This window comes from Ottowia pentelensis, assembly GCF_964341695.1.
On record NZ_OZ224513.1, the window covers coordinates 2,564,231 to 2,587,226 of the forward strand.

Here is a 22,996-nt window from a genome sequence, read left to right on the forward strand (position 1 = left end):
TCAGCCCTCGCCTTCCAGCAAGGCCCGCAGCCCCGCCTCGTCGATCACCGGCACGCCCAGCTCGCGCGCCTTGTCGAGTTTGCTGCCGGCTTCCTCGCCCGCCACCACGCAGTGCGTTTTCTTGCTGACGCTGCCGGCGACCTTGGCGCCGGCGGCTTCGAGCATGGCCTTCGCCTCCTCGCGGCTCAGCGTGGGCAGGGTGCCGGTCAGCACGAAGGTCTTGCCGGCCAGGGGCTGGCGCGCGGCGGCGCTGGGTTCGCCCACGGGCCAGGTGATGCCGGCGGCGCGCAGTTGCTCGACCACCTCGCGGTTGTGCGGTTGGGCAAAGAAGGTGTGGATGCTCTCGGCCACCACCGGGCCGACGTCGGGCACCTGGGCCAGTTGGTCGGCATCGGCGGCCATCACGGCGTCGAGCGTGCCGAAGTGGCGCGCCAGGTCCTTGGCCGTGGCTTCGCCGACATGGCGGATGCCGAGCGCGAACAAGAAGCGCGCCAGCGTGGTGTGCTTCGATTTTTGCAGCGCATCGATCAGGTTTTGCGCCAACTTGTCGGCCATGCGGTCCAGCGCCGCCAGGCTGACGAAGCCCATGCGGTAGAGGTCGGGCAGGCTGCGCACCACCTTGCCGTCGATCAGCTGGTCGACCAGCTTCTCGCCCAGGCCCTCGATGTCCATGGCGCGACGGCTGGCAAAGTGCAGCAGGGCCTGCTTGCGCTGGGCGCTGCAAAACAGGCCGCCGGTGCAGCGGTGGTCGGCCTCGCCCTCCTCGCGCACCACGGCGCTGCCGCAGACGGGGCAGTGCGCGGGCATGCTGAACTCGGGCGCGCCGGGCTGGCGCTTGTCGGCCAGCACCGACACCACCTCGGGGATCACGTCACCGGCGCGGCGCACCACCACGGTGTCGCCCACGCGCACGTCCTTGCGGCGCGCCTCCAGCTCGTTGTGCAAGGTGGCGTTGGTCACCGTGACGCCGCCGACGAACACCGGCGCCAGCTTGGCCACCGGCGTCAGCTTGCCGGTGCGGCCGACCTGCACGTCGATGGCGAGCACCGTCGTCAGCTGCTCCTGCGCCGGGTACTTGTGCGCCACGGCCCAGCGCGGCTCGCGCGTGACGAAGCCCAGCTCGCGCTGCAGCTCCAGCCGGTCGACCTTGTAGACCACGCCGTCGATGTCGAATGGCAGGGCGTCGCGCCGAGCCGCCAGGTCGTCGTGGAATGCTATCAACTCAGAAGCGCCCCGCGCACGACGGGCCAGGGCCGAGACCGGAAAACCCCATGATGCGAGCGCCTGCAGCAGCTGCCAGTGGGTGTCGAACACCGGCCCGCCCTGCTCGGGCGGCGTGACTTCGCCCAGGCCGTAGGCGAAGAAGCTCAGCGGCCGCTCGGCGGCAATGGCCGGATCGAGCTGGCGCACGGCGCCGGCGGCGGCGTTGCGCGGGTTGACGAAGGTCTTGGCCGCCTTGTCGCCGGCCGCCATGCGCGCGCGCATGCGCTCGTTCAGCTGCTCGAAGTCGTCGCGGCGCATGTAGACCTCGCCGCGCACTTCGAGCACGGGGGGAAAACATATTGCCCCCACGCTCGGCGCTTCGCGTCCTTCGCTGCCCCCCGAGGGGGCTCGCCCGCCTTGGGGCGGCCCGGCGTCGGGCGGGCCCGCGAGGCGCAGTGGTATCTGCCCGATGGTGCGGATGTTCTGCGTCACGTCCTCGCCGGTTTCGCCGTCGCCGCGCGTGGCGGCCTGCACCAGCACGCCCTGCTCGTAGCGCAGGTTCATCGCCAGGCCGTCGAACTTGGGCTCGGCCACGTAGTCGATGGCGGGCGCGTCGTCCGTCAGCTTCAGCTCGCGGCGCACGCGCGCGTCGAAGGCCTGGGCGCCGGCGGCCGTGGTGTCGGTTTCGGTGCGGATGCTGAGCATGGGCACGGCATGGCGCACCGGCGCGAAGCCGTCGAGCACCGTGCCGCCCACGCGCCGGGTGGGCGAGTCGGGCGTGCGCAGCTGCGGGTGCGCCGCCTCCAGCGCCTGCAGCTCGCGAAACAGGCGGTCGTACTCGGCGTCGGGCAGCTCGGGCGCGTCCAGCGTGTAGTACTGGTGCGCGGCGCGGTTGAGCGCGGCGCGCAATTCGGCGGCGCGGGCTTGGGCGTTTGCTTCGCTATTCATAGCTGCTCACGCTTGTTCGACAATGGCCAGAGGCCGATTTGGCTTAAAAATCAGCTGAAGAGCCGCCGCGCCTGCGGCGAGCCGGCCGCCAGGTCGTGCTGCTCCAGCGTGTCGTACAGCTGCTCCAGGTCGGTGCCGATGGCGCTCATCATCTCGGGGTGCAGCACCTGGCCGGCGTCGTCGGTGATGACGCCGTCCATGGCCTGGGCCAGCGCGAAGGCCACCTCGCACAGGCGCGCGAAGGGCTGCTGCGCGCGCTCCACCTGCGGCACGTCCAGGTTCAGCACCAACTCGTGGATGGCGGCCTGCTCGGGCTGCTCGGCCAGTGCGGCCTGCGCATCGAAGGCCAGGCCCAGCACGGGCGGCAGGCCCATCTGCGCGGCCGGCAGCACCATGCGCCCGGGCACGGCGCCGGCGACGAAGCCCAGGCGCGCGGCCTGCTGGGCGACGTAGCCGGGGCTCCAGGCGGCGCTGCGCGCGCGCAGGCTCAGGCCCAGCTGCGCGTCGTGCTGGCTGGCGAATTGATCCAGCTCGCGCGCGCGCATCACCTCGGGCAGCATGTCGGGAAACTCGGGCGCGCCGCCCACCGTGTCGGCATAGAGCTGGGCCTTGGCGACGAACTCGGAGAACTCGATCTCGTTGAGCGCGCCGGTGCGGTTGGCCAGCTGCACGCCGGCCTGCACCGCGTGGTAGCGCCGGCCGGCGACCGGAAACTCCCACTCGCTGGCGCCCTCGGCCTGGCCTTCGACCGCAAAGGGCTTGCTGCCGACGCGGCGCGTGGCCGGCAGCGCCGCCAGCAGGGCGTCGCCCGAGACCACGCGGCCATCCAGCGCGATCGGGGCGATGACGTCGATCAGCGCGTCCAGCGCGGGACGCTTGTCGGGCGTGGGCAGCGGGCCCAGCGGCGGCAGGGCGGCGTCGCCGTCGAACGAGGGCTCGACGCGCTCGGGTTCGGCCATGGACGCGCCGGGGCCGGCCACCGGCTCGGGCCGTTCGTCGCCGGGTGGCGGCGCCTCGGGCTGGGCCTGGCGCGGCTCGTTGCGGCGCGCGTACCAAGTGTTGTAGGCGATCACGCCCATCAGGATCAGCCCGCCGGCAATGGCCAGGCCCACTTGCAAGGAATTCATGCGGCCTCCGCCATGCCCACGGCGCTTTCCATGTCCACCGCCACGATGCGCGAGACGCCCTGCTCCTGCATGGTCACGCCGATCAGCTGCTGGGCCATTTCCATCGCGATCTTGTTGTGACTGATGAACAGGAACTGCGTGCCCTGCCCGCTCATCCTGGTGACCAGCCGGGCGTAGCGCTCGGTGTTGGCGTCGTCCAGCGGCGCGTCGACCTCGTCCAGCAGGCAGAACGGCGCCGGATTGAGCTGGAAGATGGCAAACACCAGCGCGATGGCCGTCAGCGCCTTCTCGCCGCCCGACAGCAGGTGGATGGTCTGGTTCTTCTTGCCCGGCGGCTGCGCCATCACCTGCACACCCGAGTCGAGAATCTCTTCGCCCGTCATCACCAGCCTGGCCTGGCCGCCGCCGAACAGCTCGGGGAACATGCGGCCGAAGTGCTCGTTGACGGTGTTGAAGGTGCCGCCCAGCAGCTCGCGCGTCTCGCCGTCGATCTTCTTGATGGCGTCTTCCAGCGTAGTCATGGCCTCGGTCAGGTCGGCCGACTGGGCGTCGAGGAACTGCTTGCGCTCGCGCGCGCTGGCGAGTTCGTCGAGCGCCGCCAGGTTGACCGCCCCCAGCGCCTGGATTTCGCGGTGCAGGCGGTCGATCTCGCCTTGCAGGCCCTGCAGGCGCACATTGCCCTCGGCGATGGACTGCTCGACCGCCGCCAGGTCGGCCTGGGCCTCGGCCAGCTGCTGGCTGTATTGCTCGGTGCCCAGGCGCGCGGCCTGCTCCTTCAGCTGCAGCTCGGTGATGCGCTGGCGCAGCGGGTCGAGCTCGCGCTCCAGGCCCAGGCGGCGCTCGTCGCTGGCGCGCAGCTTGGCCGTCAGGTCGTCGTAGCTGCTGCGCAGCGCGCCCAGCGCCTGCTCGCGCTCCAGCTTGAGCGCCAGTGCCGACTGCAGGCCGGCCTGCGCGGCGGCGTCGGTCAGGCGCGCCAGCTCGTCCTGCGCGCGCTGCTGCTCGTCGGCCAGGCCGCCGGCCTGCTGGGCGGCGGTGTCGATGGTGCGCGCCAGTTCGGCGCGGCGTGCCTCCAGGCTGCGCTGGGCGAACTGGGCCTCCTGCGCCTGGCGCTCCAGCGCGCGCTGTTGCTCGCGCGCCTCGCCCAGCTTGCGCTCGGCGCCGATCACCTGCTCGTCCAGCTGGGCGTGGCGCTCCTGCGTGTCGGCCAGCTGCATGTCCAACTCCTCGAAGCGCGCATCAAAGGTCACGCGGCGCTCCTGCAGGGCCTCCAGCGCGGCGTCGACCTCGGCCAGGTCGCCGTCGATCTGCTGGCTGCGCGCACGGCTTTGCTCGGCCAGCTGGGCCAAGCGCAGGGTCTCGACCTGCAGGCCGTGCGCGCGCTGCTGCGCCTCGCTGGCCTCGCGCCGCGCGCCCACCAGGCGCTGGCTGGCGTCGCTGTAGGCGGCCTCGGCGCGGATCAGGGTGGCGCGCGCCTCCTCGCCGATCAGGGCCTGGGCGCGCAGCTGCTTGTCGAGGTTCTCGATCTCCTGCGCGCGCGCCAGCAGGCCGGCCTGCTCGGAGTCGGGCGCGTAGAAGGCGACGCCGTGCGCGGTGACGGCGTGGCCGCTTGGCACATAGATCGCCTCGCCGGCCTGCAGCTGGGGGCGCGCGGCCAGGGCGTCTTCCAGACTGGTCGCGGTGTAGCAGCCGGCCAGCCAGTCGGCCAGCAGCGCCTTCTGGCCGGCATCGTGCAGGCGCAGCAGATCGGCCAGGCGCGGCAGGCGGCCGGCCTGATCCGGCAGCGGCGCGCTGGGCGGGCTGTAGAAGGCCAGCTTGGCCGGCGGTGCGTCGGCGGCGAAGGCACGCACCATGTCCAGCCGGCTGACTTCGAGCGCACTCATGCGCTCGCGCAGCGCGGCTTCGAGCGCGTTTTCCCAGCCGGGCTCGACGTGGATGCGGCTCCACAGGCCCTGCAAACCATCCAGCCCGTGCTTTTGCAGCCAGGGCCTCAGCTTGCCGTCGGTCTTGACGCGCTCCTGCAGCGCCTTCAGCGCCTCCAGGCGCGCCGACAAATCGGCCTGCTTCGCCGATTCGGCGTTGACGGCCTGCTGCGCGGCGCGGCGCGCCTCGTCCAGCTGCGGCACGCTGTCCTGCAGCTCGTGCAGGCGCGCGTCGGCGACTTCGGCCGTCTCCTGCGCGCTGGCGAGTTGCGATTGCAGGTTCAGCAGGCGCTGCTCGTCGGGCGCGGCCAGCGCGTTCTTGTCGGCGCCCAGCTTGTCGCGCCGGCTGCCCAGCTGGCGCGACTGCTCCTCGATGCCGCGCTGCTCGGCCGCCAGCACCTGGATCTGCTGCTGCACCTGGGCCACGGCGCCGCGCTGCTCGCCGGCGCGCCCCTGCGCCGCGCGCAGGGCGTCTTCCAGCTCGGGCAGGGCCTGTTGCTGGTCTTCGAGCTGGGCGGCCAGGGTGACAGCTTGGTCCTCGGCCTGCACGCCCTGCTCGGCCAGCTGCTCGATCTCGGTTTCGGCATCGGCACGGCGCGTGGCCCACTGGGCGATCTGCTCGATGAGCTGCCCCAGACGTGCCTCGGCGCGCTGGCGGCCCTCGACCACGAAGCGGATCTCGGCCTCCAGCCGGCCCACCTCGGCGCTGGCCTCGTACAGCCGGCCCTGCGCCTGGTTGACGCCGTCGCCGGCGGCGTAATGCGCCTGGCGGATGGTCTCCAGGTCGGCCTCGACGTGGCGCAGGTCGGCCACGCGCGCCTCCAGCTCGTTGACGGCCTTCTCGGCTTCCTGCTTGAGGCGGCCCTGGCCTTCGTCGGCCTCGGCGCGCTTCAGGAACCAGAGCTGGTTCTGCTTGAGCTGGGCCGCGGCCTGCAGGTTTTGATACTGCTGCGCGACCTCGGCCTGCTTTTCCAGCTTGTCGAGGTTGTTGTTCAGCTCGCGCAGGATGTCCTCGACTCGCGTCAGGTTCTCGCGCGTGTCGGCCAGGCGGTTCTCGGTCTCGCGCCGGCGCTCCTTGTACTTGCTGACGCCGGCCGCTTCTTCGAGGAACAGGCGCAGCTCTTCAGGGCGGCTTTCGATGATCCGACTGATCGTGCCCTGGCCGATGATGGCGTATGCGCGCGGCCCCAGGCCCGTGCCCAGGAACACGTCCTGCACGTCGCGCCGGCGCACCGGCTGGTTGTTGATGTAGTAGCTTGAGGTGCCGTCGCGCGTCAGCACGCGCTTGACGGCGATCTCGGTGAACTGGCTCCACTGCCCGCCGGCCCGGTGGTCGCTGTTGTCGAACACCAGTTCAACCGACGAGCGCGAGGCCGGCTTGCGGCTGGTGGTGCCGTTGAAGATGACGTCCTGCATCGACTCGCCGCGCAGCTCCGACGCCTTGGACTCGCCCAGCACCCAGCGCACGGCGTCCATGATGTTGGACTTGCCGCAGCCGTTGGGCCCCACCACGCCGACCAGTTGGCCGGGCAGCATGAAGTTGGTCGGCTCGGCGAAGGACTTGAAGCCCGAGAGCTTGATGGAGTTGAGACGCACTGGCGCGCAGCCCCCGCGGGGCGCAGTATGGGACGTGGCAAACCACCGATGATACCGTGCAGCCGCCGCTGTCCCAGGCTCCGGGGAGCGCGCAACACAGCCTGTTTCCAGCTCGAAATCACTTCAAGTTTGGTAGCTGCCGGCGCATATCACACCTGGGCCAGGTGCCGATTCGACCGAAAACAGCGCGGCAAAAAAACGGGGCCGGCCGGCGGCGCACGCAGTCCGGCCCCGTGTCGGCAGCACTCGCCCGGCGATCAGCCGGCGCAGGCCTTGCCGCGCGCGGCGTGCATGCCCTTGGCCTTGGCGTCGGCCTCGCTCATGTATTCGCCCTGCTTGGTCTTGCCGTAGTAGCGGTCGCCGCTGCAGTGGTAGACCTTGGTGGCGTCGTTGACCCAGACCTTGCCGGCGCCGCCGCCGGGCGCGGCCGCCACGTTGGCGGCGGGCTTGGCCTTGGCCGCGGGGGCGACGGCCGCTGCGGCCGGAGCAGCCGCTGCCGGCGCGGTGGCCGGGGCCTTGGCGGCGGGCGCCGCGCCGGTGCCGGCCGCGGCCGCCTTGGTGGCCTTCTTGTCCACGCCACCGTGACCACGGCAGGCGCCGCGCAGGCTGGCGCCCTCGAAGGGGCTGCCGTCCTTGCAGACGGCGTGCACCGTGGCCGCGGCCGCCGGCGCCTGGGCAAAAGCCGCGGGTGCCAATACCAGGCCCAGCGCCAGCATGATCGGGGCAATCTTCATGGTCAATCTCCTTGTTTCGGTCACGCGCACGAAAGCCGTGCGTCCTGCTCCAACGCACGCGCCGCGCTGGCAGCCGACAGGGCGCCGGGCCGAAGCCGCAACAAGCCGCGCTGCAGCGCCGCAACGCGATGCACGGGCAAGCCCCAAGGGCTGGGGCGCGGTCACGGGCCCAGCAGCACGTCTTCCAGCGGCTGGATGCGTTCGTCGCCGACGGCGGCGCGCAGCCGGGGCAGCAGCTCGACCAGGCCCTCGAAGCCCTGCGCCGCCTCCACCGCCAGGTTCAGCGTGAAGCCGCGCAGGCCCAGCTGGGCGGTGAGCTCGGTGGCCAGCGGGTAGGCCACGCGGTAGCGCTGGGCGCGCTCCTGCGCGCTGGGCGGGTCGGCCGCTTGCGCGGCGCGGGGGCCGGCGGCCGCTGCGGCAGCGGGTGCGGCGGCCGCTGCGGCAGCGGGTGCGGCGGCCGACGCGGCAGCGGGTGCGGCGGCCGCCGCGGGCGCCGTCCCGGCCCCGGCCCCGGCCAGCGGCTGCAGCAGGCCCAGGGCCACCAGCTGATCGACGTCGGCCGCCGTGGCGCCCAGCGCCGCCGTGGCCTCCAGCACCGCGCGCACCGAGCGCTGGCCGTCGAACAGGATCAGCGCCGAGCGCTGCACGCGCGTGATGTCCACCGCATGGCGATCCTTCATGGCCTGCAGGCCCAAATCGGACTTGATGTACATCATCCCCGGCAAACCCCGCCGCTAGACACAAGTTCTATATTACAAAGTGAAACGACTCGCCTGGCAAGACGAACCGCCTAGGGAATTTCCATAGCGTTGTGCCCCCAAGACGCCCGGCCCGCCGCAGACGGTGGCGCGGCCCAATGGGCGCGCCGCGCTCCCTACAATGCACGGGTTGAAGGTCAAAACCGGTTGGAGGGCCGTGCGGCGCGCACCCGGCCCCTCTCGTCCGCCGCCATCGCCCACCACCAGGAGCCACGCCATGCAAGTCCCCAGCACCATGATGGAGCGCATCCTGCGCCTGATGGCCGACAAGCAGGCCTCGGACGTGTACCTGACGGCGCACGCCCCGGCCACCATCCGCATCAACGGCGAATGCGTGCCCATCAACAACCAGGCGCTGCCGCCCGAGGCGACGATGAACCTGCTGATGGACATCCTGCCGCCCAACCGCATCGAAGAGCTGCGCGAGACCGGCGAGCTGAACATGGCGCACCCGATGGCCGGCGTGGGCAACTTCCGCATCTCGGCCATGCGCCAGCGCGGCACCTACGCCGCCGTGATCCGCTTCATCAGTCCCGACATCCCGCGGCTGGACTCGCTCAACCTGCCGGGCGTGCTGGAGCGCCTGGTGATGGAAAAGCGCGGCCTGATCCTGATGGTGGGCGCCACCGGCGCCGGCAAGTCGACCACGCTGGCGGCCATGCTGGACCACCGCAACGAGCGCGTGCCGGGCCACATCCTGACGATCGAGAACCCGATCGAGTACATGTTCAGCAACAAGAAGTCGCTGGTCAACCAGCGCGAGGTCGGCACCGACACCGAGACGCTGCAAACGGCGCTGAAGAACGCCCTGCGCCAGGCGCCCGACGTCATCATGATCGGCGAGATCCGCGACCGCGAGACCATGACCGCCGCCATCGCCTACGCGCAGTCGGGCCACCTGTGCCTGGCCACGCTGCACGCCAACAACAGCTACCAGGCGCTCAACCGCATTCTCAGCTTCTACCCGGTCGAGGTGCGCCCCACCCTGCTGGGCGATTTGGCGGCGGCGCTCAAGTCGATCGTCTCGCAGCGCCTCATTCCGGCGCTGGACGGCGGGCGCGTGCCGGCGGTCGAGGTGCTGCTCAACACCAAGCTGGTGGCCGACCTGATCGAGAAGAGCGACTTCGGCGGCGTGAAGGAAGCCATGGACAACGCCATCGCCGAGGGCTCGCAGACCTACGAGGCCGACCTGGCGCGCCTGGTGCGCGAGCAGCGCATCGACCGCAAGGACGCGCTGGCCTTTGCCGACTCGCCCACCAACCTGCTGTGGCGGATGCAAAACGCGAGCACGCGCTTTTCGGCCAACCAGGCGCAAGACGACGACGCGACCAGCAACGAGCCCACCTTCACCGACATCACGCTGGACGTGCGCCCCAGCGGCTTCGGCGCCACGGGTTTCGGCAGCACCGGCTTCGAGCTGTCGGGCTACCGCGACTCGCGCCTGGGCAGCGCGGTCGATTCGCGCCTGGGCGAGGCCTGACCCCGCACGGCGGCCTGCGGGCCGCCCGCGCACCCCAAACGCACACGCCAGCGTGGCACGCCGCGCTGGCGTGACCCTTTTCAGCCACCATGATTCAACTCAACGACGTCACCTTGCGCCGCGGCGCCAAGGTCCTGCTGCAAGGCGCCAGCGCCACCATTCATCCGGGCGAAAAGCTCGGCCTGGTGGGGCGCAACGGCGCCGGCAAGTCCACCCTGTTCGCGCTGCTGAACGGCTCGCTGCACGAAGACGGCGGCGATTTCACGATGCCTGCCAGCTGGCAGATCGCGCAGGTGGCGCAGAACATGCCGGAGACCGGCGAGGCCGCCACCGATTTCGTTCTTTCAGGCGACGAGCGCTTGACCCGCCTGCGCGAGCAGCTATCACAAGCAGAGCAATCGGGCGACGGCATGGCGATTGCCCAAGCCCACGCCAACCTGCAGGACGCCGGCGCGCACGACGCCCGCGCGCGCGCCGAGGCGCTGATCCTGGGCCTGGGCTTCACGCCCGCGCAGCTGGGCCAGCCGGTCAACAGCTTCTCGGGCGGCTGGCGCATGCGCCTGCAGCTGGCGCGCGCGCTGATGGCGCCCAGCGACCTGCTGCTGCTGGACGAGCCGACCAACCACCTGGACCTGGACGCGCTGGTCTGGCTGGAAGGCTGGCTGCAGCGCTACCCCGGCACGCTGATCGTGATCAGCCACGACCGCGAGTTCCTGGACGCCGTCACGCGCGTCACCCTGCACATCGAGGGCGGGCGCCTCACGCGCTACGGCGGCAACTACAGCGCCTTCGAGGAGCTGCGCGCGCAGCAGCTGACGCTGCAGCAGGCCGCCTTCGCCAAGCAGCAGGACAAGATTGCCCACCTGCAGAAGTTCATCGACCGCTTCAAGGCCAAGGCCACCAAGGCGCGCCAGGCGCAAAGCCGCGTCAAGGCGCTGGAGCGCATGGAGCGCATCGCGCCGGTGCTGGCCGAGGCCGAGTTCCAGTTCGAGTTCCTGGAGCCGGCCAACCTGCCCAACCCCATGCTGGCGATCAGCGAGGGCGTGTTCGGCTACGCAGCCGAGGACCTGCGCAACGCTCCTGAAAACGAAGCTGCCGGCGCATATGTAACGGGCGCTGCAGCCCGATTCGACTCAGAATCGACGGCGCCGCGCGTGATCCTGCGCGGCGTCAACCGCACCGTGCTGGCCGGCCAGCGCATCGGCATCCTGGGCGCCAACGGCCAGGGCAAGTCCACCTTCGTCAAGACGGTGGCGCGCACGCTGGCGCTGCTGGGCGGGCGACTGACCGAAGGCAAGGGCCTGTCCATCGGCTACTTCGCGCAGCAGGAGCTGGACGTGCTGCGCCCGCAAGACACACCCTTGGAACACATGGTGCGGCTGGCGCGCGAAACCGGCCAGGCGGGCAGCGAGGCCGCGCGCGAGCAGCAGTTGCGCAACTTCCTGGGGCGCTTCAGCTTCCCGGGCGAGATGGTGCTGCAGCCCGTGGGCCAGTTCAGCGGCGGCGAAAAGGCGCGCCTGGTGCTGGCCATGATCGTGTGGCAGCGCCCCAACCTGCTGCTGCTGGACGAGCCCACCAACCACCTGGACCTGGCCACGCGCGAGGCGCTGGCCGTTGCCCTGAACGAGTTCGAGGGCACGGTGATGCTGGTCAGCCACGACCGCGCCCTGCTGCGCAGCGTGTGCGACGAATTCTGGCTGGTGGCGCGCGGCGGCGTGGCGCCCTTCGACGGCGACCTGGAGGACTACCAGCGCCACCTGCAGGATGAAAGCCGGCGCCGCCGCGACGAGCTGGCCGCCGCCGCCACGTCCGCGCCCACCGGCGACGCCGCACCGCCCGCCGCCGCCGAGCGGCCGGCCCCGGCGCTCAACCCGGCCGAGCAGCGCCGCCAGGACGCCCAGCGCCGCCAGCAGCAGGCCGAGCGCGCCCGCCCCCATCGGCGCGCGCTGCAGCAGGCCGAGCAGCGCATGCAGGCCATCGAGCGCGAGCGCCAGCAACTGGAGGCGCGCCTGAGCGCCGCCAACTGCGCCCCCGCCGAGCTGGCCGACGCCGGCCGCCGGCTGAAGGCCCTGCAGGACGAGCTGGCCGCGCTGGAAGAAGCCTGGCTGACCCACGCCAGCGCCATCGAGGCGCTCACGGCCGCGCCCGGCGCGGACGTCGCCCCCGCCGGCGGCTGAGGGCGGCCCTTTCCCCGCCCGGCGAGAGGGGATTAAAGTAGCGGGCCATCAACAACAACCCCCCAGGGGTGGAAAGGAAGCACCGTGAGCATCATCGTCACCATCATCGTCGGCTTCATCGTCGGCCTGATCGCCCGCGCCATCATGCCCGGCGACCAGAAAATGGGCCTCATCATGACCACCCTGCTGGGCATCGTCGGCTCGCTGGTCGCCAGCTACGGCGGCGCCGCGATCGGCCTGTACGCCCAGGGCACGCCGGCCGGCTGGATCGCCTCGGTGGTGGGCGCCATCATCGTGCTGTTCATTTATGGGCTGGTGACCAAGAAAAGTTAAGACTGCCGGGGGGCCGCGGCCCAGGCGCGGGCCAAACTCGTCCGCCGGGCGGCGGTGGCCCCGCAACAGCACGGGCAGCCAGCCTGCGGCATGGCGATGAATCTCGACTCGGTTTGATGTTTACTCAAAATAAACTCATAATTCGAGCATTCACCAAGAAGGATGCCAGCCCATGTCCGCCATCGCCACCAAACGCGCCAACTTCGACCTGACGCCCGAGCAGGACGAAATCCTGGCCAACCTGCGTGCCGCGCTGTCCGCCTCCAGCGTCAAGGACACCGTGCTGCGCGCCGCCCAAGTCACGACGCTGCTCGTCAATGAGGCGCGCCGGGGCAACCATCTTTTTGTCGGGCGCAGCGCCGAGCAGGCCACCCGCCTGGCCATTCCCGAACTGGAAGCCGCCCTGCCGCCCACCTGGCAATGGCTGGTGCAACGCCCGCACCCCTGGCGCCGCCAGCTCTGGATCAAGGGGCGCAAGCTGCAGGCCAGCGCGGTCTGGCTCGACGCCCAGGCCAACGGCCTGAGCGCCGCCGAGGCGGCCGAGAACTGGAACCTGCCCCTGCCCGCCGTGGAAGAAGCCTTGGCCTACAGCGAGGCGCACCGCGCGCTGATCGAGGCCGAGGCCGACGAGGAACGCCAGCGCCTGCTGGCCGAAGGCATCGCCGTGGGCAACGCGCCCGCATGAAGCTGCTGGTCGACGAGGACAGCCAGGCGCGCCGACTGCTCGACGCCCTGCGTCAGGCTGGCCACGACGTGCTCAGTGTGGCCGAGTTGGGCTGCAACGGCCTGCCCGACGCCCAGGTCTTCGCCCAGGCGCAAAGCCAGGGGCGCACGCTGCTGACCCACAACGTGGCCGACTTCCTGGCGCTGGCGCGGCAGGCCGACGGGCACACGGGCGTGCTCGCCATCTTCCGCGACGGCAACCCGCGCCACACCATGGACTACGGGCACATCGTGCGGGCGATCGACGCACTGCAAGCCGCCGGCCTGCCGGTGCAAGGCCAGTTCCACATCCTCAACCACTGGCGCTGACCGATGGGGCGCGGCAGCAAGCCTATTTCGCCCCACCCTCGAACCAGCGCTTGACCATGCCGCGCTCGGCCTCGGTCATCTGCGTGGCGTTGCCCAGCGGCATCAGCTTTTGCACCACCACCTGCTGGTAGATCAGCTGGGCGTGGGTCTTGGCCTGCTCCTCCGAGTCGAAGCGCAGGCCCTTTTGTTGCACCGCCTCGCCGTGGCACAGGTAACAGCGCTGCTCCAGGATCGGCCTGATCTGCGCGTAGTCCACGGTGGCGGGCGCGGCGGCGGCGGGGGCCTCGGGCGCGGGCTTCATCCAGGCCATCAGGCCGATCAGCAGCAGCACGCCGACGGCGGCGTAGGGCCACGGATGGCGGGCCTTGCCCAGGTGCCAGGCGTGGCGGGCGACGAAGAACTGGCGGATCAGCGCGCCCGCCAGCATCAGCACGAACAGCACCACCCAGCGGTGGGCGTCGCTGTACAGAAAGCTGTAGTGGTTGCTGAGCATGGCCACGATCACCGGCAGCGTGAAGTAGGTGTTGTGCACGCTGCGCTGCTTGCCGCGCTTGCCGTAAATGGCGAACTCGGCCGGGTCGTAGGGCTGGCCGCTGGTCATGGCGGCCACCACCTTGCGCTGGCCCGGGATGATCCAGAAGAACACGTTGGCGCTCATGCTGGTGGCGATCATGGCGCCCACGATCAGGAAGGCGGCGCGGCCGGCGAACAGGTGGCAGGCCAGCCAGGCCGCGATGGCCACCACCACCAGGATCAGCGCGCCGACGATGCGGTCGCCGTTCTGGCGAAAGCCGAACACGCGGCAGATGGTGTCGTAGATCAGCCAGAAGCCGACCAGAAAGCCCACGGCGGTGAAGCCCGCCGCCACCGGCGACCAGTCGAACACGTTCTTGTCGACCAAGAAGATGCTGGCGTTCCAGAGGTAGAGCACCACGAACAGCGCAAAACCCGACATCCAGGTCCAGTAGCTTTCCCAGTAGAACCAGTGCAGCTTGCTGTCGATGGCGCCGCCCTGGGGCGCCACCATGTACTTGTGGGCGTTGTAGAAGCCCCCGCCGTGCACCGACCAGATGGCGCCGTCCACGCCTTTTTTCTTCAGGTCGTCGGCCTTGGGTGGCTCGAGGTTGCTGTCCAGAAAGACGAAGTAGAACGACGAGCCGATCCAGGCGATGGCCACGATCACGTGCAGCCAGCGCAGCAGCAGGTTGGCCCAGTCGAGCAGATAGGTTTCCAAGGCGCGAGTCTCCTCTCGATGCGGCTCGCCACCGCGGGCGCTGCGAGCCGTCTACAGGTGATCGCGCTTGGAGACTTGGCGGGGCCCATGGCCCGCCCTTCCTTGCACCGCTGCGACCAGGGCAAATTGTATACAGTTCAGTGTGCAGAAACCACTGGGATTTGGTTCAGGGTTTTCCCGGAGTTCAGCGTCGATGCAACGCCCAGCCCATCCAGCGGTCGGGCGCGCCCGGAAATCGGTGAAAATAGAGGGTTTTCAGCCAACACGCCAAAAAGGATCACATCATGGGCAAGCAAATCGTCACCGAAGCCATGCGCAAGGCCACCCCGCCGCTGCCCGGCGCCCCCACGCGCAAGCTGGCCGTGGGCCAAAAGCGCAGCCTGGAGCGCGGCTCGCACACCCGCAGCAAGAAGAACCCCGGCAAGCGCCCGCACCAGGGCTGAGCGCCCGCCGGGCACCCGACAAAAAGCCACGCCGCGGCGTGGCTTTTTGCTGCCCGATCAACGCGGCGGCTCAGCGGCGCCCGCCCAGCAGGCTGCCGCCCACCTTCAGCAAGTCGCTCAGGTCGACCTGGCCGTCGCCGTTCTGATCGAGCACGGCGCCGAGCAGGCCGCCGCCCAGGCCGCCCTGCTGCTGCACGCGCGCCTGCTCCTGGCCCAGCATCTGGCCCAGGCCGCCGGCGTCCAGGTTGTTGCTGCTGGTGTGCTTGGCCAGCGCCGACATCACCAGCGGCGCCAGCATCATCAGGAGCTGGCCTGCCTGGCCGCCGTTCAGGCCCGTGGCCTGGCTCAGCCCCGATTGGGCGCGGCCCTGCGCATCACCGAAGATGTGGCCCAGGATGCCGCCAGCATCCAGCTGTGCGCTGGGCGGGCTGGCCGGCGCGCCGCCGCCACCGCCCATTACCCCGCCCAGCAGGCCCCCCAGCAGCCCACCCAGGCCGCCGCCACCGCCGCCCGCGCCGCCCTGCGTGAGCGAACCCAGCAGGCCGCCGAGGTCCATCGCGCCCTGGCCCGAATGGTCGCGCTGCAGCGCGTTGAACAGCGCGTCGGCGCCGCCCGGCTGCTGCGCGTTGTGCCCCAGCGCGCCCACCAGCGTGGGCAGCGCGGCGGCAATGGCGTTGCTGGCCGTGCCCGGGTCGGTGCCCAGCTGCTGCGCGATCTGCCCCAGCGGAGCGCCTTGCATTTGACCCATCAGGTCGTCGATGAGAGAGCCGTTCATGGTCGCCATCCTTTGCCGGTTGCCAGTGGAAAAGGGACATCGTAGCCGCATCGGCCCCGGCGCGCCTTACCATGCCGGCTGACTCGACCCCCTCATCACACAAGGAAACACCCATGCGCGTGCAGAACAAGTCCATCATCGTCACCGGCGCCGGCGGCGGCATCGGCGAGGGCATCGCCCGCCGCCTGGCCGAAGAAGGCGCGGCCGTCGTGGTCAACGACATCAACCCCGCGCTGGGCGAGAAGGTGACGGCCAGCATCAACGCCGCCGGCGGCAAGGCGCGCTTCGTCGCCGCCGACGTGACGAAAGGCGACGACTGGGCGCGCCTGGTGCAGGCCGCTCGGGACTTCGGCGGCCGGCTGGACGTGGTGGTCAACAACGCCGGCTGGACGCACCGCAACCGCCCCATGCTGGAGGTGGGCGAGGCCGAGTTCGACAAGGTCTACGCCGTCAACATGAAGAGCATCTACTGGAGCGCCATGCACGCCGTGCCGGCCCTGCGCGCGGGTGGTGGCGGCAGCTTGATCAACATCGCCAGCACGGCCGGCATCCGCCCGCGCCCGGGCCTGACCTGGTACAACGGCAGCAAGGGCGCGGTCATCATCACCAGCAAGTCGATGGCCGCCGAGCTGGGGCCGGACAACATCCGCGTCAACTGCATCAACCCGGTGTTCAACCCCGACACCGGCCTGTCGGCCGAGTTCGCCGGCGGCCCGGTGGACGAGGCGCGCCGGGCCAAGTTCTTGGCCACCATCCCGCTGGGACGCTTTTCCACCGCGCTCGACGTCGCCAACGCCGCGCTCTACCTGGCCAGCGACGAGGCCGCCTTCATCAGCGGGGTGTGCATCGAGGTGGACGGGGCGCGCTGCGCGTGAGGCCGCACCGATTTGTGAATCAAAAAGGGCTCTGGCGCTTGTCCACCAAGCGCCGACAGCTATTGTTTTTATAGAAACGGAGCCAGCCGCTACAGCCAGCGCGCCAGCTGCGCCACGTCTTCGGGAAACAGCTGGCCCTTCTCGGCCTGCGCCACGCGCCCGTCCTTGCCGCGCACCACGGTGACGGGCAGGCCCTCGGGCTTGTGGTAGTGGCGCAGCAGCTCGGGGCTGAGCCACGCGGCCGGAAAGTTGTAGTTCTTCTTGCGCAGATAGGCCACGGCCAGCTCGGGCTTCTTGTCGATCGACAGGGTCAGCATCTGCAGGCCGCGGCCGCGCTGGGCGTCCCACAGCTTTTGCATCTCGGGGCTTTGCTCGGCGCAAAACGGGCACCAGCTGGCCCACCAGTACAGCACCAGCACGCGGCCGTCGGCCTGCGCCGGGTCGAACTGCCCGCCGCCCAGCAGCGGCGCGGGGGTCAGGGGCAGCGCGCTGCCGACGGCGGGCAGCGGCGGCTCTTTCTCGGGCTTGGCCTGGACGATGGCCGACGCCGGCAACGCAAGGCCGGCCGCAGTGGCTTGCAGCCAGCGGCGGCGCGTGGTGTTGGAAGGCGTGTGCATGCGGTTCATTCGGTGCCGCCAAACTTAAGCGGTCACTGATCTTAGCGTGCCGGCCCGTGGCGCGCTGGGCGCACGGCCAGCGCGGGCAAGTCACCACGGGCCACGCGCCTACGGCGCTTGCGCATAATGGACCGCATGGGGACCGCCACCGTTTCGTATTCCGCCCGTCGCAGCGAGCGCGCGCCCGCGCCTGGCGCCGCGACCTTGGCGCCGCTGCCCGTGCCGGCCGACGGCCTGCTGCGCGACACCCGCGGGCGGGCGCTGCACGATTTGCGCATCAGCGTGACCGACCGCTGCAACTTCCGCTGCACCTATTGCATGCCCAAGGAGGTGTTCGGCGCCAGCCACCAGTTCTTGCCACACGCCGAGGTGCTCAGCTTCGAGGAGATCACCCGGCTGGCGCGCCTGTTCGTGGACGTGGGCGTGCGCAAGCTGCGCCTGACCGGTGGCGAGCCGCTGGTGCGCAAGAACGTGGAGGGCCTGATCGAGCAGTTGGCCGCGCTGCGCGCGCCCGACGGCGAGCCGCTGGACATCACGCTGACCACCAACGGCTCGCTGCTGGAGCGCAAGGCCCGCGCGCTGGCGCAGGCGGGCCTCAAGCGCGTGACGGTCAGCCTGGACAGCCTGGATGACACGGTGTTCCAGGCCATGAACGACGTCGGCTTTCCGGTGCGCAAGGTGCTGGCCGGCATCGACGCCGCGCAGGCCGCGGGCCTGGGGCCGATCAAGGTCAACATGGTGGTCAAGCGCGGCACCAACGAGCACGAGATTTTGCCGATGGCGCGCCACTTTCGCGGCCGCGGCATCACGCTGCGCTTCATCGAGTTCATGGACGTGGGCGCCACCAATGGCTGGCGCATGAACGAGGTGCTGCCCGGCGCCGACATCATCCGCCTCTTGCAGGCCGAGTTTCCGCTGGTGCCGCTGCAGGCCAGCGCGCCGGGCGAGACCGCCGAGCGCTGGGGCTACGCCGATGCCGACGGTCGCCACGACCCGGCCCTGGGCGAAGTCGGCGTGATCTGCAGCGTGACGCACCCGTTTTGCGGCGCCTGCAACCGCGCGCGCCTGTCGACCGACGGGCGCCTCTTCTTGTGCCTGTTCGCCACCCAGGGGCACGACTTGCGCACCCTGCTGCGCGGCGGCGCCGACGATGCGCAGATCGGCGAGGCGGTCAAAGGCATCTGGCAAGGCCGAACCGACCGCTACAGCGAGCTGCGCGCCAGCCTGCCGCCCGACACCGAAAAAGCCGCGCCGCGCGTGGAGATGAGCTACATCGGCGGCTGAGAAACTGATCCGCGCGCCCCCCGTGGCCTCCCCGCCGACCGCCCCGCTGCCCATCACCGCCCTCATCCTGGCCGGCGGCCGCGGCGCGCGCATGGGCGGGGCGGACAAGGGCCTGCAAATGCTGCAGGGCCGGCCGCTGGTGCAGCACGCGCTGCAGCGCCTGCGCCAGCAAAGCCTGCCGCCGGCGCACGTGCTCATCAGCGCCAACCGCCACCGCGCCGACTACGAGGCCCTGGGCGTGCCGGTGCTGGCCGACGACTGGCCCGACTTTCCCGGCCCGCTGGCCGGCTTTCTGGCCGGCTCGACCCACGCCGGCACGCCGCTGCTGTTGACCGTGCCCTGCGACACGCCGCGCTTTCCGCTATCGCTTTGCGAGCGGTTCGCGCACGCCCTGCAAGCGCAAGAGGCCGATTTGGCCATGGTCGCCACGCCCGAGCGCGATGCCCGGGGCGCGCTGCGCCTGCAGGCCCAGCCGGTGTTTTGCCTGCTGCGCACCACGCTGGCGGGCAGCCTGCAGGCTTATCTGCAGGCGGGCGGGCGCGGCATTCTGGACTGGAGTGCCCGGCACCGCACGGTGCTGGTGGCCTTCGACCGCGCCGACGACGACCCGCAGGCCTTTGCCAACCTCAACACGCCGGACGAGTTGCGCGCGGCCGAGGCCGGCCCGCGCGCCGATCAGGCGGCGTCCAGGGCCAGCTCGTCCAGCAGCTGATCGCGCGAAGGCAGGCGCCCGAACCAGCCCAAAAACATCACGCGGGCGATGCCCACGGCCACGTCCTGCAGGCGGGCGGCGGCGGCCGGCTGCAGCTCCAGTGCCGTGTCGCGCTGCCACAGGCGCAGCCAGCGCTGCAGGTGCGCGGGCCGGATGCCGGCCAGCGCCATGTGCTTGTGGTGCACGTCGCCGCGAAAGCTGCGCTCCAGCTTGAGCGTGGTGCACCAGAAGTCCGTCATGCGCACCAAATGCGCCGGCCAGCGGCCGTGCAGCCGCGGCTCGAACACGGGGGCCAGCACATCATCCGCGCGCACGTCGGCGTAAAAGCGCTCGACCAGCCGCGCGATGGCGGCGCGGTCGGGCAGTTGCGACAGGTCTTCCATGGCTCGCATGGACTCACGATAGCGCGCCGACGCCCGCCGGCCCGGGCCGCGCCGGCTTGCCCGCGCACCGGGTGGGGCCAAGCAGGGCACGGCCGATATGATCGGCCGGCAACGACTTGCTTTTTCGCCATGCCCTACACCGCCACCTTCGTCCCCGAAACCCAGACCCGCGCCGACGTCGACGCCACACGCGGCCCGCTGGTGCTGGAGTTCGGCGCCAACTGGTGCGGCTGGTGCCAGGGCGCGCAGCCGCACATCGCCACGGCCTTCGCGCAGGCGGGCGCGGCGGTGCCGCACGTCAAGGTCGAGGACGGCCCCGGGCGGCCGCTGGGGCGCAGCTTTCGCGTCAAGCTGTGGCCGACCCTGGTGTTTCTGCGCGACGGGCAGGAGGTCGCCCGCGTGGTGCGGCCGCAGGCCAGCGCCGAGGTCGAGCAGGCGCTGCGGCAGATCGCGGGCGGCTGAACGAACACCAAACAGCCGAACGCAGAGGGCGCAAAGAGAGCGCAAAGGACGCAGAAAAGTCCGAAATAGGCACAGCATCGACTGAAGCCCCCGCGAAACGGGCGCGAGGCGCTATCTTTTTAAAAGCATTTGGGTGGATGTCTTCTGTGTCCTCTGCGAATCCTTTGCGCCCTCTGCGTTCGGCTGTTTGGAGCTTTCAACCTAGAAACGGCAGTTGGATGCGCTTGCCGGTGCCGCTATCGGCGTGCCAGGCAAGGCGCGACAACGCAGCGGGCTGTTGCCCGCAAGGCGAAGCAACGCCGCATGGCGCGTCGAGAGCGGTGCCGGCAAGTGCATAGCGCGGTCACCCAACAGGTGAACGTGATCGGAGACAGTGAAGCCAAGCATGGCGCGGCTTTCAAGAAGATGGCAAGCGGTCAACTGCCGTTTCTAGGTTCACCGCCCCGCTCCCACGGCGGCACCGGCTCGAAGCGCGCGCGCAGCGCGTCCAGCAGCACGCGCACCTTGGGGCTGCGCACGCGGCTGGGGGTGTAGCAGGCATAGATGGCGTTGCCGTGCGGGGTGACGGGCTGCGCCTGCGGCAGCACCGCCTGCAGCCGACCGGCCGCCACGTGCGGCGCCGCAAGATAAATCGGCAGGATGGCCAGGCCCAGGCCGGCCAGCGCCGCGTCCAGCAGGGCGTCGGTGCTGTTCAGGCGTAGGCGGCTGCTGGCGGGCAGGCGGTGTTCGGCGCCGTCGGCGTCCTGCAGGCGCCAGTGGTCGTCGTCGGTCAGCAGGTAGCTCAGGGTCTGGTGGCGCGCCAGCTCGGCCACGCTGGCGGGCGCGCCGTGCGCGGCCAGGTAGGCCGGCGCGGCGAAGACGGCGCGCCCGATGGCGGCGATGCGCCGCGCCACCGCGTCCTGCGGCGGGCTGCGCGTCATGCGCAGGGCCAGGTCGATCTGGTCTTGCACCAGGTCCACCAACTGGTCGGTCAGGATCAGCTCGCACACCAGCTGCGGGTGCGCGGCCAGCAGCGGCGGCAGCAGCGGCGCGACGTAGATGCGCCCGAAGGTGATGGTGGCGCTGACGCGCAGCACGCCCTGCGGCCGGCCGGCCTGCTGGCCCAGCGCGATGTGCGTGGCGGCCACGCTGTCCAGCGCCTGGCGCGCGTGCTGCAAAAACACCTCGCCGTCCGGCGTGGGCCGCAGGCGGCGGGTCGAGCGTTCGAGCAGGCGCGCGCCCAGGTGCGCCTCCAGCTCGGCCATCTGGCGGCTGACCTGCGCGCGCGTGCAGTCCAGCGCCCGCGCGCAAGCGGCCATGCTGCCCAGCTCGACCGTCTTGACGAAGGCGTGCCAGGACGGCAGCCAGAAGGCCTCGGGCGGTGCGGCGCCGGCGGCGCGAAGCGATGAGGAGGCGGTGCTGCGCTCGGTCATTGTCAAGCGTTCATTGACGTTGTCGGCCGGATTATGGGCTCAATGGATCGGCGGAACGGACCTATCATCACCCAGGCCCTCACCTTGCCCCTGGTTTCGGCCCACCCTCCCGGATCACGCCCCATGCTCTCCAAGCTCAAAGAACCCGGCGCCCTGGCCATCACGCTGGCCGCGGCCGGCATCCTGATGATCACCATGGGCGCGCGCCAGTCGCTGGGCCTGTTTTTGGGGCCGATCAACACCTCCACCGGCCTGGGCATCGCCACCATCAGCTTCGCCTTCGCCATCGCGCAGTTCAGCTGGGGCGCCATCCAGCCGCTGGCCGGCGCCGCCGCCGACCGCTGGGGCGCGCGCCCGGTGCTGCTGGGCGGCATCGTGGTGATGGCGCTGGGCATGGCGCTGACGCCGCTGTGGGGCTCCAGCTGGGGCCTGATCTTCACGCAGGGCCTGCTGGTGGCCGTGGGCGCGGGCGCGGGCAGCTTCTCGGTGCTGATCGGCGCGGCGGCGCAGCGCATGTCGGACGAGGCGCGCGGCACCGCCGCGGGCGTGATCAACGCCGGCAGCTCGATGGGGCAGTTCGTGTTCGCGCCGCTGACGCAAAAGCTGATCCAGCTGCTGGGCTGGATGGGCGCGCTGTACAGCCTGGCGGTGCTGGTGCTGGCGGCGCTGCCGCTGGTCGGCAAGCTGACGCGCGGCAGCCACGGCCACGCCCACCCGGCGCACGCGGCGGCGCCCGCCGGCGGCCTGCGCCAGGCGCTGCGCCAGGCGCTGGGCGACCGCAGCTACTGGCTGCTGCACGCGGGCTTTTTCACCTGCGGCTTTCACATCGCCTTCCTGGTCACGCACCTGCCGACCGAGGTCGACCTGTGCGGCCTGCCGCCCACGGTGGCCAGCACCTCGCTGGCGCTGATCGGGCTGGCCAACATCGTCGGCAGCCTGTGGGTGGGGCACCTGGTGGGCATCTACCGCAGCAAGATGATCCTGGCGCTGATGTACGCCAGCCGCGCGGTGCTGATCGGCTGGTATTTGCTGATGCCCAGCGAGCCCTGGGTGTTCTACGTGTTCGCCATCGGCCTGGGCCTGACCTGGCTGGCCACGGTGCCGCCCACCGCCGGCATCGTGGGCAAGCTGTTCGGCGTGCGCTACCTGGGCACGCTGTTCGGCCTGACGCTGCTGTCGCACCAGATCGGCGGCTTTCTGGGCGCCTGGCTGGGCGGGCTGGCCATCACCGAGTTCGGCAACTACGGCTGGATGTGGGGGGCGGACATCGTGCTGGCGCTGCTGGCGGCCGTCATCAACCTGCCGATCCGCGAGGCCCGCATGCCGGCGCGCATGGCGGCGGCCTGAGGGCGGTCGACGGGCGGTTTTTGAGCCAAATCGACCTGTGGCGCCTGCGGATCAAGCGCGAGCAGCTATCAAACAAGTAGTATCGCTGGTCCGTGAACTGCCGGCGGGTGCCCGGCGCGCCGGCGGGCTGGCACACTCGCCGCAT

General features: G+C 70.7%; 21 protein-coding genes. 11 read left to right on the forward strand and 10 right to left on the reverse strand.

Annotated elements, in window-relative coordinates; translation table 11 throughout:
• The 5 genes from ligA to ACWHMB_RS12450 form a co-directional block, all read right to left on the reverse strand.
• Entirely contained in the window at positions 1-2,151 is a 2,151-nt protein-coding gene (gene ligA / locus ACWHMB_RS12430) for an NAD-dependent DNA ligase LigA (protein ID WP_447648549.1), read from the reverse strand.
• Between the two features lie 50 nt (positions 2,152-2,201).
• Positions 2,202-3,278, reverse strand: a complete 1,077-nt coding sequence (locus tag ACWHMB_RS12435; protein ID WP_377478605.1) for a cell division protein ZipA C-terminal FtsZ-binding domain-containing protein — start codon at positions 3,276-3,278, stop codon at positions 2,202-2,204.
• Positions 3,275-6,793 carry a chromosome segregation protein SMC gene (gene smc, locus ACWHMB_RS12440; protein ID WP_377478607.1) on the reverse strand — a complete coding sequence of 1,173 codons (3,519 nt, stop codon included), beginning with the start codon at positions 6,791-6,793 and terminating at the stop codon, positions 3,275-3,277. The genes ACWHMB_RS12435 and smc overlap by 4 nt, the downstream gene beginning before the upstream one ends.
• 257 nt (positions 6,794-7,050) lie before the next feature.
• Positions 7,051-7,527, reverse strand: coding sequence for a signal peptide protein (locus tag ACWHMB_RS12445; RefSeq protein ID WP_377478609.1), 477 nt, complete (start codon positions 7,525-7,527; stop codon positions 7,051-7,053).
• A gap of 161 nt (positions 7,528-7,688) precedes the next feature.
• The gene (locus ACWHMB_RS12450; protein ID WP_377478611.1) at positions 7,689-8,243 is read right to left on the reverse strand and encodes a hypothetical protein; all 555 of its coding nucleotides are present in this window, start codon (positions 8,241-8,243) and stop codon (positions 7,689-7,691) included.
• Between the two features lie 259 nt (positions 8,244-8,502).
• Between ACWHMB_RS12450 and ACWHMB_RS12455 the strand changes: the two genes are divergently transcribed.
• The 5 genes from ACWHMB_RS12455 (at position 8,503) to ACWHMB_RS12475 (ending at position 13,307) form a co-directional block, all read left to right on the forward strand.
• Complete coding sequence (locus ACWHMB_RS12455) at positions 8,503-9,765, forward strand: PilT/PilU family type 4a pilus ATPase (protein ID WP_377478613.1); 1,263 nt, start codon at positions 8,503-8,505, stop codon at positions 9,763-9,765.
• An 89-nt stretch (positions 9,766-9,854) separates the two neighbouring features.
• A complete protein-coding gene (locus ACWHMB_RS12460; RefSeq protein WP_447648550.1) occupies positions 9,855-11,942 on the forward strand; it encodes an ABC-F family ATP-binding cassette domain-containing protein in 2,088 nt (695 codons plus the stop codon).
• An 84-nt stretch (positions 11,943-12,026) separates the two neighbouring features.
• Entirely contained in the window at positions 12,027-12,275 is a 249-nt protein-coding gene (locus tag ACWHMB_RS12465; RefSeq protein ID WP_293223315.1) for a GlsB/YeaQ/YmgE family stress response membrane protein, read from the forward strand.
• A 172-nt stretch (positions 12,276-12,447) separates the two neighbouring features.
• Positions 12,448-12,960, forward strand: a complete 513-nt coding sequence (locus ACWHMB_RS12470; RefSeq protein WP_293223317.1) for a hypothetical protein — start codon at positions 12,448-12,450, stop codon at positions 12,958-12,960.
• Positions 12,957-13,307 (forward strand): DUF5615 family PIN-like protein, encoded by a 351-nt coding sequence (locus tag ACWHMB_RS12475; RefSeq protein WP_377478617.1) that lies wholly within the window; start codon positions 12,957-12,959, stop codon positions 13,305-13,307. The genes ACWHMB_RS12470 and ACWHMB_RS12475 overlap by 4 nt, the downstream gene beginning before the upstream one ends.
• A gap of 22 nt (positions 13,308-13,329) precedes the next feature.
• Here ACWHMB_RS12475 and ACWHMB_RS12480 read toward each other — a convergent pair whose 3' ends face one another.
• On the reverse strand, positions 13,330-14,541 hold the full coding sequence (locus tag ACWHMB_RS12480) for a urate hydroxylase PuuD (RefSeq protein WP_377478619.1): 1,212 nt from the start codon (positions 14,539-14,541) through the stop codon (positions 13,330-13,332).
• Between the two features lie 284 nt (positions 14,542-14,825).
• Here ACWHMB_RS12480 and ACWHMB_RS12485 point away from each other — a divergent pair, with 284 nt between their 5' ends.
• The gene (locus ACWHMB_RS12485; protein ID WP_293223323.1) at positions 14,826-14,984 is read left to right on the forward strand and encodes a hypothetical protein; all 159 of its coding nucleotides are present in this window, start codon (positions 14,826-14,828) and stop codon (positions 14,982-14,984) included.
• A 70-nt stretch (positions 14,985-15,054) separates the two neighbouring features.
• On the opposite strand, the gene ACWHMB_RS12490 is transcribed toward ACWHMB_RS12485, so the two are convergent.
• Positions 15,055-15,768, reverse strand: a complete 714-nt coding sequence (locus tag ACWHMB_RS12490; RefSeq protein ID WP_293223325.1) for a DUF937 domain-containing protein — start codon at positions 15,766-15,768, stop codon at positions 15,055-15,057.
• Positions 15,769-15,872: 104 nt separating this feature from the next.
• On the opposite strand from ACWHMB_RS12490, the gene ACWHMB_RS12495 reads away from it, so the two are divergent.
• Entirely contained in the window at positions 15,873-16,634 is a 762-nt protein-coding gene (locus ACWHMB_RS12495; protein WP_377478621.1) for an SDR family oxidoreductase, read from the forward strand.
• Between the two features lie 89 nt (positions 16,635-16,723).
• Here ACWHMB_RS12495 and ACWHMB_RS12500 read toward each other — a convergent pair whose 3' ends face one another.
• Positions 16,724-17,251 carry a TlpA family protein disulfide reductase gene (locus tag ACWHMB_RS12500; protein ID WP_377478623.1) on the reverse strand — a complete coding sequence of 176 codons (528 nt, stop codon included), beginning with the start codon at positions 17,249-17,251 and terminating at the stop codon, positions 16,724-16,726.
• Positions 17,252-17,377: 126 nt separating this feature from the next.
• On the opposite strand from ACWHMB_RS12500, the gene moaA reads away from it, so the two are divergent.
• A complete protein-coding gene (moaA, locus tag ACWHMB_RS12505) occupies positions 17,378-18,535 on the forward strand; it encodes a GTP 3',8-cyclase MoaA (RefSeq protein WP_377478625.1) in 1,158 nt (385 codons plus the stop codon).
• Between the two features lie 22 nt (positions 18,536-18,557).
• Positions 18,558-19,247, forward strand: coding sequence for a molybdenum cofactor guanylyltransferase MobA (gene mobA / locus ACWHMB_RS12510; protein ID WP_377478627.1), 690 nt, complete (start codon positions 18,558-18,560; stop codon positions 19,245-19,247).
• On the opposite strand, the gene ACWHMB_RS12515 is transcribed toward mobA, so the two are convergent.
• Positions 19,211-19,630 carry a group III truncated hemoglobin gene (locus tag ACWHMB_RS12515; protein WP_377478629.1) on the reverse strand — a complete coding sequence of 140 codons (420 nt, stop codon included), beginning with the start codon at positions 19,628-19,630 and terminating at the stop codon, positions 19,211-19,213. The two genes, mobA and ACWHMB_RS12515, sit on opposite strands and share 37 nt — an antisense overlap.
• 129 nt (positions 19,631-19,759) lie before the next feature.
• On the opposite strand from ACWHMB_RS12515, the gene ACWHMB_RS12520 reads away from it, so the two are divergent.
• Positions 19,760-20,092: a thioredoxin family protein gene (locus ACWHMB_RS12520; RefSeq protein WP_293223337.1), complete on the forward strand. Its 333-nt coding sequence runs from the start codon at positions 19,760-19,762 to the stop codon at positions 20,090-20,092.
• Positions 20,093-20,508: 416 nt separating this feature from the next.
• Here the strand turns inward: ACWHMB_RS12520 and ACWHMB_RS12525 are convergent, their stop codons facing one another.
• Positions 20,509-21,504 carry a LysR family transcriptional regulator gene (locus ACWHMB_RS12525; protein ID WP_377478631.1) on the reverse strand — a complete coding sequence of 332 codons (996 nt, stop codon included), beginning with the start codon at positions 21,502-21,504 and terminating at the stop codon, positions 20,509-20,511.
• Positions 21,505-21,627: 123 nt separating this feature from the next.
• Here ACWHMB_RS12525 and ACWHMB_RS12530 point away from each other — a divergent pair, with 123 nt between their 5' ends.
• Entirely contained in the window at positions 21,628-22,851 is a 1,224-nt protein-coding gene (locus tag ACWHMB_RS12530; RefSeq protein WP_377478633.1) for an MFS transporter, read from the forward strand.
• Positions 22,852-22,996: the final 145 nt, after the last annotated feature.

Excerpts from the sequence above, each read along its gene's own strand:
- ACWHMB_RS12460 (WP_447648550.1), top strand. The coding sequence starts at position 9,855 with ATGATTCAACTCAACGACGTCACCTTGCGCCGCGGCGCCAAGGTCCTG.
- ACWHMB_RS12520 (WP_293223337.1), top strand. The coding sequence starts at position 19,760 with ATGCCCTACACCGCCACCTTCGTCCCCGAAACCCAGACCCGCGCCGAC.
- ACWHMB_RS12525 (WP_377478631.1), bottom strand. The coding sequence starts at position 21,504 with ATGACCGAGCGCAGCACCGCCTCCTCATCGCTTCGCGCCGCCGGCGCC.
- ACWHMB_RS12475 (WP_377478617.1), top strand. The coding sequence starts at position 12,957 with ATGAAGCTGCTGGTCGACGAGGACAGCCAGGCGCGCCGACTGCTCGAC.
- ACWHMB_RS12485 (WP_293223323.1), top strand. The coding sequence starts at position 14,826 with ATGGGCAAGCAAATCGTCACCGAAGCCATGCGCAAGGCCACCCCGCCG.
- ACWHMB_RS12470 (WP_293223317.1), top strand. The coding sequence starts at position 12,448 with ATGTCCGCCATCGCCACCAAACGCGCCAACTTCGACCTGACGCCCGAG.
- ACWHMB_RS12500 (WP_377478623.1), bottom strand. The coding sequence starts at position 17,251 with ATGCACACGCCTTCCAACACCACGCGCCGCCGCTGGCTGCAAGCCACT.
- ACWHMB_RS12450 (WP_377478611.1), bottom strand. The coding sequence starts at position 8,243 with ATGATGTACATCAAGTCCGATTTGGGCCTGCAGGCCATGAAGGATCGC.
- ACWHMB_RS12515 (WP_377478629.1), bottom strand. The coding sequence starts at position 19,630 with ATGGAAGACCTGTCGCAACTGCCCGACCGCGCCGCCATCGCGCGGCTG.
- ACWHMB_RS12530 (WP_377478633.1), top strand. The coding sequence starts at position 21,628 with ATGCTCTCCAAGCTCAAAGAACCCGGCGCCCTGGCCATCACGCTGGCC.
- ACWHMB_RS12455 (WP_377478613.1), top strand. The coding sequence starts at position 8,503 with ATGCAAGTCCCCAGCACCATGATGGAGCGCATCCTGCGCCTGATGGCC.
- ACWHMB_RS12490 (WP_293223325.1), bottom strand. The coding sequence starts at position 15,768 with ATGGCGACCATGAACGGCTCTCTCATCGACGACCTGATGGGTCAAATG.
- ACWHMB_RS12445 (WP_377478609.1), bottom strand. The coding sequence starts at position 7,527 with ATGAAGATTGCCCCGATCATGCTGGCGCTGGGCCTGGTATTGGCACCC.
- ACWHMB_RS12435 (WP_377478605.1), bottom strand. The coding sequence starts at position 3,278 with ATGAATTCCTTGCAAGTGGGCCTGGCCATTGCCGGCGGGCTGATCCTG.
- moaA (WP_377478625.1), top strand. The coding sequence starts at position 17,378 with ATGGACCGCATGGGGACCGCCACCGTTTCGTATTCCGCCCGTCGCAGC.
- ACWHMB_RS12495 (WP_377478621.1), top strand. The coding sequence starts at position 15,873 with ATGCGCGTGCAGAACAAGTCCATCATCGTCACCGGCGCCGGCGGCGGC.
- ligA (WP_447648549.1), bottom strand. The coding sequence starts at position 2,151 with ATGAATAGCGAAGCAAACGCCCAAGCCCGCGCCGCCGAATTGCGCGCC.